Here is a 12,269-nt window from a genome sequence, read left to right as displayed (position 1 = left end):
GCACGCGCGTAGGCTCGGCGTCATGGCGTTCGACTGGTCCCAGTTCTACGAGCAGCAGGGCGGCCGCACGGTGCGCCCGACGTTCGCGAGCGCGCTCGCCGCCTGGCCGGGGGAGCCGGGCGACGCGATCGATCTGGGCTGTGGGGACGGCGTCGAGACGCGCCACCTCGCGAAACGCGGCTGGAACGTGCTCGCGATCGATTCCGATCCCGGGGTCGAGGAGCGTGCGATCGCGGGGCTCGCCCCGGTGGAGGCCGCGCGGCTGGTGGTGCGCTCGGCGCCTTTCGAGTCGCTGGGCGATCTGCCTGCGGCCGACTTCGTGTACGCCGGCTTCGCCCTGCCGTTCTGCGAGGCGGACCGGTTCCCCTACGTGTGGGCCGACATCCGGGACTCTCTGCGCCCCGGCGCCCTGTTCGCCGGGGAGTTCTTCGGCCCCCACGACGACTGGTTCGGCCGGCCGGCGATGAACTTCCACGATCGTGCCGGGGTGACCGGCATGCTGGCGGGGATGGACGTGCTGCAGCTCGTGGAGGACGACCGCCGCGGGATGTCGTTCGAGGGTCCCAAGCACTGGCACGTCTTCCACGTCATCGCCCGCGCCTGACCCGCCGAGGCGGCGAATAGTCCGCCGTCTCGCGTCGAAACGGCGGACTATTCGCCGCCTCGACGGCCGAGCGCGCTCAGCGAAGGGTCTTGCGCGCGGTGATCTGGCCGGTGTCGAAGCCGAGCAGGTGCAGGCCGCCGTGGAAGCGGGCGTGCTCGATCTTGATGCAGCGGTCCATGACGACGGTGAGCCCCTTCGACTCGCCGTACTCGGCCGCCTCCTGGTTCCAGATGCCCAGCTGCACCCAGACGGTCGGCGCGCCGACCGCGATGGCCTCGTCGATCACGGCCGGGATGTCGCTCGGCTTGCGGAAGACGTCCACGATGTCCGGCACCTCGGGCAGCGATGCCAGGTCGGGATACGCGGGCTGGCCGAGGATGGTGTCGGCGTTGGGGTTCACGAAGTACACGCGGAAGTCGCTCGACTGCTGCAGGTACGTGCCGACGAAGTAGCTCGAACGCGCCGGGTTGGGGGAGGCGCCGACGATCGCGACGGACTTCGCCGCGCGCAGGATGGAGAGGCGCTTCTTGGCGTCGGGGCCGATCCACGTGCGCTGCGACTTGAGCAGCTTGGCGAGCGGGGAGTCGGCGGGGAGGGCGCAGCTCAGTCCGTTGACGAGCTGGACCTCGGTGGTGTCGGTCACGGCGCTCACGCCTCCTTCACGGCCTCGGTGAGGGCCTGGTCGAGATCGTAGATGATGTCGTCGGCGTCTTCGATGCCCACGCTGATACGCACGACGCCGGGCAGCACGCCCGCGTCGACGAGCTGCTGCTCCGTGAGCTGCGCGTGCGTGGTGGAGGCCGGGTGGATCACCAGGGTCTTGGCGTCGCCGATGTTGGCGAGGTGGCTCGCCAGGTTCACCGATTCGATGAGCTTCTGCCCGACCGGGCGTCCGCCCTTCACCACGAAGCTGAAGACGCTGCCGGCACCGGCGGGCAGGTACTTGAGCGCGCGGTCGTGGTGCGGGTGGTTCGGCAGGCCGGCCCAGTACACGTGCTCGATGCGCGGGTCGGCCTCGAGCCATTCCGCGACCTTCCGTGCGTTGTCCACGTGCGCCTGGATGCGGTACGGGAGGGTCTCCACGCCCTGCGCGAGCAAGAAAGCGGAGTGCGGTGCGAGCGAGGGGCCGATGTCGCGCAGCTGCTCCGCGCGCAGCCGGGTGAGGAAGGCGTATTCGCCGAAGTTGCCCGACCACTGCAGGCCGCCGTACGAGGGGACCGGCTCGCCGAAGAGCGGGAAGCGCTCCGAGTGCCAGTCGAACCGGCCGCTCTCGACGACGACGCCGCCGAGGGTGGTGCCGTGGCCGCCGAGGAACTTGGTGGCCGAGTGGATGACGATGTCGGCACCCCACTCGATCGGCCGGTTGAGGTAGGGGGTCGCGATCGTGGAGTCGATGGCGAGGGGCACGCCGGCGGCGTGAGCGACGTCGGCGAGGCCCTCGATGTCGGCGATCTCGCCGGAGGGGTTGGCGACCGTCTCGGCGAAGACGACCTTCGTCCTGTCGGTGATCGCCGCGGCGTAGTCGGCGGGGTCGGAGCTCTGGATGAAGGTGGTCTCGACCCCGAACCGGCGCAGGGTGACGTCGAGCTGCGTGATCGAACCGCCGTAGAGGTTCGCCGAGGCGACGATGTGGTCGCCTGCACCCGCGAGCGACGCGAAGGTGATGTACTGCGCGCTCAGTCCGGAGGCCGTTGCGACGGCGCCGAGGCCGCCCTCGAGGCTGGCGATGCGTTCCTCGAACGACGCGACGGTCGGGTTGGCCAGGCGGGAGTAGATGTTCCCGTACTTCTGGAGCGCGAAGCGCGCGGCGGCGTCGGCCGTGTCGTCGAAGACGAACGCGCTGGTCTGGTAGATGGGAAGCGCACGGGCTCCCGTCACGGGGTCGGGGATGTTGCCCGCGTGGATCGCACGCGTGCGGAAACCGTATTCGCGATCTGCCATGCGCTCACGCTACCGGACCGGTCGCATGCGCCCGGAGGCAGTCCGTAACAGACGTAACAGAGCGAAACGGAGGCTTGCCTCCCCGTTGTGGTACACTCGTGCTAGATCGCTCTTCCGGCGATCCCGGACGACGGTTCAGTACCCGGAGCGCGACAAGACTGGCCAGGGAGTCCGTCGTCATGTCGTGGATCGTCCTCATCCTCTCCGGTGTCCTCGAGGCCGTCTGGGCCACCGCCCTCGGCAAGACCGAGGGATTCACCCGCCTCTGGCCGACGGTGATCTTCGGTGTCGGCCTCATCGCCTCGATGGGCGGCCTCGCCTTCGCCATGCGCGAGATCTCGACCGGCACCGCCTACGCCGTCTGGGTGGGGATCGGCGCCGCCCTGACCGTGCTCTACGCCTCCCTCTTCGGCGGAGAGGGCTTCTCGCTGGTGAAGGTGCTGCTCATCCTCGGACTGGTCGGCTGCGTCGTCGGGCTGAAGCTCGTCGACCACTGAGCGCGGCCGCCGCCGTCACAGTGATCCGAGCAGGCGCTCGCCGTCGGGGACTCCCAGCCCGGTGCACGGGTCCCAGCCCGCGGTCGCGGAGTACGCACCGTTGTCGCCGTGGGTGATGTCGCGGAAGCCCGCTGCCACGTGACCGGCCCGCACCGAGTCGTACAGTGCGGGCTGGGCCAGCCCGATGGGTCGGCCCGTCTTCTGCACGATCCGCGCCACTAGCGCGGCCCAGAGCGGGGCGACCGCGCTGGTGCCGCCGATGACGGTGTCCTTCCCGTCGACCCGCACCCGGTAGCCGGTCTGCGGGTCCGCGACGGCCGATACGTCAGGGACCCCGCGGCCGCCCGGTCCGTTCGCGCCGCCCCCGGCGTCCGTGCCCCCCGCGCCTGACGGCACCCCGGCCCCGTCCTGCCAGGTGGGGAGGGGGAAGAAGGCGCTGACGCCGCCTCCGGTCGCGCCGCCTCCGGTGCCGTTGTTCCAGACGGTCTCGCTGGTCACCGCTCCGGTGGTCGCGTTCGCCTCCAGCCTGGTGCCGCCGCAGGCGAGTGCGTGCGGGGAGGATGCGGGGAAGTCGACGTGCGCCGCCCCGTCGCCCACGCGGTCGCTGCTACCGTCGTCGCCGGCGGCGACGGTCGTGGTCGCGCCGAGCACGGCTGCGTCTTGCAGCGCTTGGTCGAACGCCGTGCGCGCCTGCGCGGTCCACTGGTCCTCGGCCTGCCCCCAGCTGATGCTGATCGCGGCGGGGACCGGGTCGGCATGGGCGGCCGTCGTCACCGCGTCGAGGAACCCGGCGTCGGTGTTGGGGGCGAAGTACACGACGAGGGAGGCGCCGGGTGCCAGTGCCCCCGCGACCTCGATGTCGAGCATCACTTCGCCGTCGGCTCCGTTCGGATCCGACCCGGGCTGGTTGGCACCGCCGTCCACGCCCACCGCGGTCACCGACGGCGTCGCCAGCCCGAGACCCGCGAAGTAGGTGTCCAGGTCGTTCTGCTCGTAGCCTCCGCCGAGCTCGATGATCGCGATGGTCTGGCCGGTGCCGTCCGTCCCCTCGGGGAACGCGTACACCGCTCCGAGTTGCGGCGGCGTGTAGCTGACCGATACCGCTGCCGGGCGCGCGATGCGGAACTGCGCTCGCGCCTGCGGCCGGTCGTCCAGGCCGAGGACCGCCGTGACCACCCCGTCGAGGCGGCGCGGGATGCTCAGCGAGCCCGAGCGCTGCCGGTACGGGGTTTCGGCCCCGTCGCCGGAATCGGCGGGCGCGGAGCGTGCGAGGTCCGTCCCGAAGACGCGGGCGACGATGCGTGCCGGACCGCTCACCCGCACCGTCCGGCGGGCGGCGTCCGCCTCGTCGACCGAGAGACCGAGCGCGCTCAGGGTCGTGCCGACGAGTTCGACATCGGCCGGGTCGGCACCGTAGCGCTGCGCGAGCTCGTCGCGGCTCAGCCGTGCGGCGAAGGCGCTCTCCGGCAGTTCCGCGCGGCGGCGCAGCACAAGGGTCGCGGACACCACCGCGTCCGGGTCCAGGGCGCCGTGGGCACGGTATCCCGAGCGTTCCGGGCGCTCGCTGCCGGGCAGCGTGACGAGGTCGAGATGGTCGAGCCGGTCATCGCCGGGCAGCTCCGCGTCGGTCATAACCACGGTCTACACCCGCCCGCCGACAGCGCCCACCCCGCGGGCACGAGTCGCTCGCTACACCCAGCTGGGCAGCCACATGTGCATCTGCCAGAACCAGAACGGGATCTGCTCCCCGGTCCAGATCGGCCAGAAGTATGCGGTGAGCACGGCCGCCGCCCCGAGGAAGACCGCGACCCAGGCGATCCCGCGCCGTCGTCGGGGCCGGGGATCCGTGCGTCTCCCCAGCACCACCGTGATCGTCGCCGCGAGACCGAGGATGAGGTACGGCTCGAAGGCGATCGAGTAGAACTGGAAGATCGTGCGGTTGATGTAGAGCAGCCACGGCAGGTAGCCGGCGGCGACGCCCGTCAGGATGAGGCCGATCTGCCATTCCCGGTATCGCACGAGCCGGTAGATCAGGTAGAACAGGGCCGCTGCGGCCGCCCACCAGATCAGCGGGTTGCCGAGCGAGGTGATCGCCGCCGAGCAGCTGGAGACGTCGCAGCCGCCCTGCCCCTGGGTGGTGCCGACGTAGTACATGCTCGTCGGGCGGATCATGAACAGCCACGTCAGCGGGTTGGACTGGTACGGGTGCGGCACGTGCAGGTTGATGCTGTAGTTGTACATCTCCGTCTGGTAGTGCCAGAGGTTCTGCAGCCACAGCGGCACCCAGCTCAGCGCGCCGGTCCATTGCATGTGCGTCGACTCGGCCCAGTGCCGGTAGTAGCCGCCGTCGGTCACGATCCAGCCCGTCCACGTCGCGATGTAGACCACGAACGCGACCGGCACCATGAGCACGAACGTCGCCGGACCCTGCTTGAGTGCCGCGCCGCTCAGGTAGAACGCCAGACCGGCGCGGCGGCGGGCGACCGCATCCACCACCACGGTGTAGACGGCGAAGAACGCGAGGAAGTAGAACCCGCTCCATTTGACGCCCGCGCACAGCCCGCACAGGATGCCGGCGGCGATCAGCCAGGGCCGCCACCAGAGCACCGGTCCCCAGGCGGGGTCGCGCCCGGCGGAGCGCTCCGCGGAGACCGCCGCCGCCAGCCGGTTCGCGTGCCATCGGCGGTCGAGCAGGATGCAGCCGAAGGCGAGGAGGCCGAAGAACATCACCGAGTTGTCGAGCAGCGCCACTCGGCTCATCACGATCGCGTGGCCGTCGATCGCCATCAGGAAGCCGGCGGTGGCCGCGATGATGGTGGAGGTGAACAGCGCCCGGGCGATCAGGAACACCACCAGGACGGCCAGGACGCCCACGATCGCCGTCGCCACGCGCCAGCCGAACGCGTTGCCCGCCCCGGTCGCGAGCATCCCGAGCGCGATGATCCATTTGCCGAGCGGGGGATGGGCGACGAACGACGGCGACGACGTGAAGACATCCGTGTCCCCGGCGTTGAACTGCTCGTCCGCCTTGGCCGGCCAGCTGCCCTCGTAGCCCAGGTGCGAGAGCGTCCACGCGTCCTTGACGTAGAAGGTCTCGTCGAAGACGAGCGCGTGCGGGGAGCCCAGGTCCCACAGCCGCAGCACGGCCGCGAGCAGAGTGACGCCGATGGGGGCGCCCCAGTACCAGACGCGCAATCGCGTCGGAGTGCGCAGCACGCGCGCCCACCAGTCGTCGAGGCGGCTGCCGATCGGTCCGGGCGCGGCGTGCGCGGGGACGGGATCGGTCACGGGTAGCGAGCTCACCAGGCAATCGTACGGGGACCGGCCGCGCCTGGCGCCCTGCGCCCCGCCTGTCAGACTGGGGGCATGATCATCCTGGCCGCGACCCCCATCGGCAACCTCGGCGACGCCACCGCCCGTCTGGTCGAGGTGCTCGGCGCGGCGCCGGTCGTCGCCGCCGAGGACACCCGCGTCGCCCAGCGTCTGCTCGCCGGCCTCGGGATCGCCAACCGGCCGCGCCTGATCGCCCTCCACGACCACAACGAGCGCGACAAGGCGGCCGAGCTCGTGGAACTGGCCAGGGAGCAGGACGTCGTCGTGCTGTCGGACGCCGGGATGCCGACGGTCAGCGATCCCGGCTTCCACCTCGTCGAGGCGGCGGCCACGGCGGGGGTGACGGTGACCGCGCTGCCGGGGCCGTCGGCGGTGCTGACCGCGCTCGCCGTCTCCGGCCTGCCGACCGACCGCTTCACCTTCGAGGGCTTCCTCCCGCGCAAGCCGGGGGAGCGCTCGTCCGCGTTGCGCGCCCTCGCGACCGAGCCCCGCACGATGGTCTTCTTCGAGTCGCCCAACCGGCTCGCCGCCTCCCTCGCCGCGATGGCGGAGGTGCTGGGGGACGAGCGTCGTGTCGTGGTGTGCCGTGAGCTCACCAAGCTGTTCGAGGAGGTGCGCCGCGGGACTGCCGCCGAACTCGCCGCGTGGGCCGCCGACGGCGTGCGCGGTGAGATCGCCGTCGTCGTCGCCGGCGCGCCTGCTCGCGAAGCCGATCCTGAGACCGCGCTGGAGCAGGTGCTCGCCCTGGTCGCCTCGGGTACGCGCCTCAAGGATGCCGCCGCCGAAGTGGCGGAGGCGACCGGTCTCGGCCGCCGCGACCTCTACCAGGCGGCGCTGGAGCACAAGGGCCGGGCACCCCGCTAGCGCCGGACGGCCGTGTGGCTATGCTGGCCCGGTGACCGACTTCTTCTCAGCCGATGCGGATGCCGATCTCGCCGTTGCGCGGATCGAGGAGCAGATCGCGGAGGCCCAGGAGCGCGCGAGACGCGCCGGCGAGGTCCGGCAGCAGATCGAGGCACTGCGCGGTTCGGCGACGTCGCCGCGACGCGAGCTGACCGTCACCGTGGACGCGGGCGGGCGTCTCCTCGCGGTCGACCTCACGGACGCCGCATACCGGCTCGCCGCGCGCGATCTCGGGCGGCTCATCGTGGAGACCGCGAACGCCGCGCAGCGCCAGGCCGGCGCTCAGGCGGTGGCCGCCGCGAGCGAGGCCTTCGGAGAGGAGTCCGGCATCGTCGCCCACCTGCGCGACGAGGTCGAGAGGGCGCGCCCCGCAGCCTCCGACGGCGCGGGCGGCCCGGGCGACGGCACGCAGATCCACTACTGACGACGACGGACCGGGGGAAACAGGGTGGGGAAGAAGATCGCTGTGGATGCGGAGCTCATCCACGCGCACGCGGTCCGCGTCGATCAGGTGGCGGCCGATATCGGCGTCGCCCGGCAGGCGGCGGCATCCACGAACATGGGCGGCGGCGCGTTCGGCGTGATCTGCTCCTTCCTCGTGGCCCCGGCGACCCTCGCGGCGACGATGGCCGCATCCGCGATCTCCGCCGCCGAGGGCATGGTGACGCGCAGCGCGCGGGAGGTCCGCGGTGTGGCGGCCGACGCCGCGGCGGTCGAGGACGACATCGTGCAGGCGGTGCGCGCGCTCGAGAAGGGTCTGGGGTGAGCCGCCGGTGAACGCGAACCCCCTCGTCGCGGCCCCGGTCGACACCGCGACGCCCTTCAGCGGCGCCGGGCTGCTCGATTCGGGCACCCAACTGGCCTCGGCGATCGAATCCGGCGACTGGGTCGAGGGCGGCATGGCCGCGTTCTCGGCCGCGGCCGACACCATCGCGACCGTCTCCGACCCGCTCGGCTCCCTCATCGCCGCCGGACTCGGCTGGCTCATCGACCACTTCGAGCCGCTCAAAGGCTGGTTCAACGACCTCACGGGCGACGCGGGCGAAGTGCAGGCCTTCGCGCAGACCTGGACCAACATCCAGAAACAGCTCCAGTCGTCGGGCGACGAGCTCACGCGCATCCTGGGCGACGTCGACGAGCTCGCCGGCGAGGCGATGGACGCCTACCGCCGATTCCAGCAGGACTCCGCCCAGCACCTCCACGGCGCGGCCACGTGGGCGGGTGCGATGGCGACAGGCCTCGGCATCGCCTCCACCATCGTCCAGGTCGTCCACGACATCGTCCGCGACGTCCTCTCCCAACTCGTCGGCTCCGCGATCTCCTGGGCCTCCGAAGCCGTGCTCTCCCTCGGCCTCGCCACCCCGTGGATCGTCGAGCAGGTCTCCACCCGCGTCGCCTCCTGGACCGCCAAGGTCGGCTCCAAGATGACCGCCCTGGTCCGCTCCGTCAAGGCGCTCTCGAAGCTCCTCGACGAGCTGCGCGGGCTGCTGCGCGAGGCGGACGAGCTGTTCGGGTCGGTGCTGAAGGGTGGGAAGGAGGCCGCGAAGAAGGCCGCGCACAACACCAAGGAGGGCGTGGCCGGCCTTCCCGGTGTCCGCCGGCTCGACCCTCGCCGTAACAAGCTCATCGACGACATGCAGCAATGGGCGGATGATGCGGGGATACCCGGGTACAAGCCGTTCGGAGACCTGAGTGGCACCACCTTCATCGACAAGCACCTTCGGCAATTCGGCGATGAGGGATTTCCGGACTGGCGATGGCCACTCGAGGACGGCTTCGCGGGTCCCCGCGAACCGCACGGCCTCAGCGTCGGGGATCGAATCGATCGGATCGCACCGCCCAAGGTCGATGGGAAGTTCGCGGCCCCTGAAGGAACGGGCTTCTCCGAGCGGGCGGTTCCACCGGACCGGCTGAGCCCGGCATTCGTGACGACCACGTACGAAGTGCGCAAGCCGCTGCCGGACGACGTCGTCAAAGGACTGACGGCAGAGGCGTTCGAGCAGTCTGGCCAGGGAACTCAAATATTCTTCCCTCGAAAGGTGTCATGGTACATATTACACGGTTACCTAAAGAAGGTGGGATGATGGACTACGCCGAGCTACGCAACCGACTCCTTTCGTTGCCGGACGCGAGCCCGCAATGGCTCAGTTATGTGCTCGCGTACCCCGCTGATGGTCGGCCGATACCGGTGGGCTACTGCCTCATCCGGCAAGCCGACAAGACGTTCCTGGTGTACCAGGGGGATGATCGAGGAAGCGTGTCTCCGGCAGTCGGGGAGGACGGGAAAGTATTGGTCTTTCCCACGGAATCGGATGCGTGCGAGTGGATCTGGGAGACCGTTCTCTGGATGCAAGAGAACGGTCTGTAGTGGAGTTGCCGGCTGACGTGCGGGTTCGGTACAAGGGCGGATGAACGATGCTGAACTCGAAGACCGCGCGTCAGGCTCAGATCGACGGCGAAGGACATCCGGCGGTGATGGATGGGTCTTGCTTTCGAATGGAGGGAACTGTTCCAGTGACCGAGATCGCGGCCTCCAGGGTAGTAGCAGGAAAAACCGTGAGTTGAGGTGATCCGATGAGTTGGAAAGACTTCGACCTCGAACTCAAGGTCGTGGGAGGGCCCCGCCGTTACGAGTGGCGTTCGGCGGAGCCGGTGCTGGCCGCGCCCGTTCTCCGGGACGGTCACCTCATGGGTTATCTGGTGACGGCGCTCGACCCCGCTCAGAACGTGCTCGCTCTGACACTGTCCTACGAGCACGGGGACTACGTGAACGGCGGTTCTCGACACTGGACCGGCCTCATCAACAGCGGTGCGGAGAAGGGTGTGCCCGCGGCCGAACTCTTCCAGACGCTTCTCGGGGGCGAAGGGCCGGACATGGCCGGGACCGTTTCGCCGACGACGGAGCGGTTCGAGAGCACGGACGCTGTATTCGCCAGACTGAATCCAGACGTCGCCCGTCGCCGCGCTCAGGAGTCGTCTCGCTCTGAAGGCGCCGAGCGGAGCGTCGCCGTCCCCGCGCCCACGCGCGAGCAGATCGACGCCGTCCTCCGGGGCCAGGCGCGTCCGACTCCCGAGATCCAGGCGCGCATCGCCGCCCTCGATGGGGCGACGCACGTGCGCACCGCTCCCGAGGACGTCCTCGTCGCACTCGCCTACGACCCCGCGACTCTGCCCGCCGAGGCCGCTGTCGGGGCGGTGGTGCACGAGCCCACCTATCTGACCTCGACCTTCCTGACAGGCCAGACGCGGATCGACGCGCCCACCACGCTGATCCTCCGCGTCACGAAGGGCACCCCTGCCCTCTACACACCGCCGGGGCCGGGTGAATCCGGTGCCGGCGTCCTTCTGCTCGGCCGTGGGATCGACTGGCAGATCACCTCTCTCGCGCCCGGCGAGATCCAGGGCACCGTCCTCCGGGCTGAGCCCCGGTCATAGGCGGGGGACGGGGTAGCGGTCGTGAAGTACAAGGAACTCGTCGACAGGGTCGCGGCCATGCCGGGGATGGATCGAGCGTCGGTGCCGTACCTGATCACGCGATCACGGTGGGGCGATCCCAGTCCATCCGCTTTCGGGCTGGTGGCACGTCGCCGCGGCACGTACACGGCGACGTACGGAGACAACCGAGAGAAGACGACGCCCGTTACGGATGCGGAGGGCCGCGAGCTCTGGTTCCCGGACGAGGACTCCGCCTGCGAGTGGGCTTGGGAGCAGATCCAGCAGGCGCGCGCACCCCGTCCACCGGTAGACCCGGACCAGCGGGCCCGTGACGTGGCAGCCGGAGACGAGATCCGCCGACGATGGGCCGAGTTCGAGGCGAACCTCGATGACGCCGTCGTCGCGTTCACCGGTTTCGGGCGGGTGATGTTTCCGACGGCGGATCAAAAGGAGGTTCTCGTCCTGAGCAACACCGTGGGCACCGCCCTCCTGAACGCGGTGAACGAGGCGATCAGGGTGTCCGACACGATCACCTTCGACGAGGTCGCCCCCTTCGACACGGAGCTGCGGGAGCGTCTCTCCCAGCGCCTCCGCGTCCTCCTCCCGTACCTCGGACCCACCGCCGTGGAGGCGCTCGGCTGGCGCTGGGGCTTCCTCAATCTCCGCTGATGGATCGTCGACTGAGCGCGGCGATCGTCGCCTACATCCGTGACGAGGGCTCGGCCCTCCCCGGCCGCCATCCCGAGCGCGTCCCGGACCCGGATCTGCTCGCCCGGGTCGAAGCCGTCATCCATCGACTCGACGCGATCCGGCCCGACGAGACGGCCCGCGACCTGCTGACCTGGGCGGACAGACAGGCCGCCGCCGTCGCCGCGGAGTCGGGCGATCTCGCACCGGAGGCCGTCCGCGCGTTGCGCGACCTCGTGAGCTGGGAATGGCGCTGAACTGGACCTAGGCCCAGGGCCGCTGGGGGAGCAGCCGGATGTCGACCTCCGGATAGGGCGTGAAGCCCGCGTCCTCCGTCACGAGGGGAACCCCGACCGACTGGGAGTGGGCCGCGATCATGGCGTCTTTCAGCCGCCCGACGGTGCGCGGATCGGAGCGGAACGCGACGAGCCCCTGGATGAGTTCCCCCCCCGGCAGATCGTCGACGAGCGGTATGCGTCGATCTCGTCGATGACCTCGTCGGGGAGTCCGCTGATCAGGATGCTCGTGTCGAGCATGCCCAGCACGGTCATCGCGGGTCGGGAACAGCGTCGGTGTCGCGCGAGACGCTCAGTCGTCGCCGCTCTTCGGCCACAGCCTCCCGATCGACCAGCCGGGAGAGCAGTCGCAGCTGTGCCTTGGTCGTCTCGAGGGTCGGCTCGGTTTCGCGCGCAGCGTCGTCGACGACCGGGAGGAACGCGGCGCTGACGCGGCCGTGCGTCGTGACGGCGGCGCCCGTCGCGAGGTAGTGGGCGGGGTTGGCCTTGAAGGTGCTGATCGGGACGTGCGGGAGGCCGTCCACGTCGGCAGCGGTGAGCGTCATTTCTGCTCTGTTCCATCCGGTTCGGAGC

16 protein-coding genes and 1 riboswitch are annotated in these 12,269 nt (G+C 70.3%); of the genes, 10 read left to right on the top strand and 6 right to left on the bottom strand.

What is annotated here, in order from left to right; genetic code table 11:
• Positions 1-22 precede the first annotated feature (22 nt).
• Positions 23-604 (top strand): class I SAM-dependent methyltransferase, encoded by a 582-nt coding sequence (locus tag ACFVU2_RS20705; RefSeq protein WP_387878472.1) that lies wholly within the window; start codon positions 23-25, stop codon positions 602-604.
• Positions 605-680: 76 nt separating this feature from the next.
• On the opposite strand, the gene ACFVU2_RS20700 is transcribed toward ACFVU2_RS20705, so the two are convergent.
• Together ACFVU2_RS20700 and ACFVU2_RS20695 are read right to left on the bottom strand one after the other, a co-directional pair.
• On the bottom strand, positions 681-1,211 hold the full coding sequence (locus tag ACFVU2_RS20700) for a CoA-binding protein (protein WP_387878622.1): 531 nt from the start codon (positions 1,209-1,211) through the stop codon (positions 681-683).
• Between the two features lie 41 nt (positions 1,212-1,252).
• The gene (locus ACFVU2_RS20695) at positions 1,253-2,545 is read right to left on the bottom strand and encodes an O-acetylhomoserine aminocarboxypropyltransferase/cysteine synthase family protein (RefSeq protein ID WP_387878470.1); all 1,293 of its coding nucleotides are present in this window, start codon (positions 2,543-2,545) and stop codon (positions 1,253-1,255) included.
• A gap of 101 nt (positions 2,546-2,646) precedes the next feature.
• Positions 2,647-2,712, top strand: a riboswitch (guanidine-III (ykkC-III) riboswitch).
• A 12-nt stretch (positions 2,713-2,724) separates the two neighbouring features.
• On the opposite strand from ACFVU2_RS20695, the gene ACFVU2_RS20690 reads away from it, so the two are divergent.
• Positions 2,725-3,042, top strand: a complete 318-nt coding sequence (locus ACFVU2_RS20690) for a DMT family transporter (RefSeq protein WP_387878467.1) — start codon at positions 2,725-2,727, stop codon at positions 3,040-3,042.
• A 15-nt stretch (positions 3,043-3,057) separates the two neighbouring features.
• Here the strand turns inward: ACFVU2_RS20690 and ACFVU2_RS20685 are convergent, their stop codons facing one another.
• Together ACFVU2_RS20685 and ACFVU2_RS20680 are read right to left on the bottom strand one after the other, a co-directional pair.
• Entirely contained in the window at positions 3,058-4,674 is a 1,617-nt protein-coding gene (locus ACFVU2_RS20685; protein WP_387878465.1) for a protease pro-enzyme activation domain-containing protein, read from the bottom strand.
• Between the two features lie 57 nt (positions 4,675-4,731).
• Positions 4,732-6,345 carry a dolichyl-phosphate-mannose--protein mannosyltransferase gene (locus ACFVU2_RS20680; protein ID WP_387878463.1) on the bottom strand — a complete coding sequence of 538 codons (1,614 nt, stop codon included), beginning with the start codon at positions 6,343-6,345 and terminating at the stop codon, positions 4,732-4,734.
• A 63-nt stretch (positions 6,346-6,408) separates the two neighbouring features.
• Between ACFVU2_RS20680 and rsmI the strand changes: the two genes are divergently transcribed.
• From rsmI to ACFVU2_RS20640, 8 genes are all read left to right on the top strand, one after another.
• Positions 6,409-7,239: a 16S rRNA (cytidine(1402)-2'-O)-methyltransferase gene (gene rsmI / locus ACFVU2_RS20675; protein ID WP_387878461.1), complete on the top strand. Its 831-nt coding sequence runs from the start codon at positions 6,409-6,411 to the stop codon at positions 7,237-7,239.
• A 31-nt stretch (positions 7,240-7,270) separates the two neighbouring features.
• Positions 7,271-7,702, top strand: a complete 432-nt coding sequence (locus tag ACFVU2_RS20670; protein WP_387878460.1) for a YbaB/EbfC family nucleoid-associated protein — start codon at positions 7,271-7,273, stop codon at positions 7,700-7,702.
• Positions 7,703-7,726: 24 nt separating this feature from the next.
• Entirely contained in the window at positions 7,727-8,044 is a 318-nt protein-coding gene (locus tag ACFVU2_RS20665) for a hypothetical protein (protein WP_387878458.1), read from the top strand.
• A gap of 7 nt (positions 8,045-8,051) precedes the next feature.
• Positions 8,052-9,362: a glycohydrolase toxin TNT-related protein gene (locus ACFVU2_RS20660; RefSeq protein WP_387878456.1), complete on the top strand. Its 1,311-nt coding sequence runs from the start codon at positions 8,052-8,054 to the stop codon at positions 9,360-9,362.
• A complete protein-coding gene (locus ACFVU2_RS20655) occupies positions 9,359-9,646 on the top strand; it encodes a hypothetical protein (RefSeq protein ID WP_387878454.1) in 288 nt (95 codons plus the stop codon). Before ACFVU2_RS20660 ends, ACFVU2_RS20655 begins: the two co-directional genes overlap by 4 nt.
• A 206-nt stretch (positions 9,647-9,852) precedes the next feature.
• Positions 9,853-10,713 carry a hypothetical protein gene (locus ACFVU2_RS20650; protein WP_387878453.1) on the top strand — a complete coding sequence of 287 codons (861 nt, stop codon included), beginning with the start codon at positions 9,853-9,855 and terminating at the stop codon, positions 10,711-10,713.
• Positions 10,714-10,854: 141 nt separating this feature from the next.
• Positions 10,855-11,382: a hypothetical protein gene (locus tag ACFVU2_RS20645; protein WP_387878451.1), complete on the top strand. Its 528-nt coding sequence runs from the start codon at positions 10,855-10,857 to the stop codon at positions 11,380-11,382.
• Positions 11,382-11,657, top strand: coding sequence for a hypothetical protein (locus tag ACFVU2_RS20640; RefSeq protein WP_387878449.1), 276 nt, complete (start codon positions 11,382-11,384; stop codon positions 11,655-11,657). The genes ACFVU2_RS20645 and ACFVU2_RS20640 overlap by 1 nt, the downstream gene beginning before the upstream one ends.
• A gap of 129 nt (positions 11,658-11,786) precedes the next feature.
• Here ACFVU2_RS20640 and ACFVU2_RS20635 read toward each other — a convergent pair whose 3' ends face one another.
• Complete coding sequence (locus ACFVU2_RS20635) at positions 11,787-11,951, bottom strand: hypothetical protein (protein WP_387878447.1); 165 nt, start codon at positions 11,949-11,951, stop codon at positions 11,787-11,789.
• Positions 11,948-12,241, bottom strand: a complete 294-nt coding sequence (locus ACFVU2_RS20630) for a hypothetical protein (protein ID WP_387878445.1) — start codon at positions 12,239-12,241, stop codon at positions 11,948-11,950. Before ACFVU2_RS20630 ends, ACFVU2_RS20635 begins: the two co-directional genes overlap by 4 nt.
• Positions 12,242-12,269 lie beyond the last annotated feature (28 nt).

It is taken from the genome of Leifsonia sp. NPDC058194 (assembly GCF_042883605.1).
Classification (GTDB): domain Bacteria; phylum Actinomycetota; class Actinomycetes; order Actinomycetales; family Microbacteriaceae; genus Leifsonia.
The sequence above is the reverse complement of the archived record's forward strand: the minus strand, read 5'-3'. Positions and strand labels throughout refer to the sequence as shown.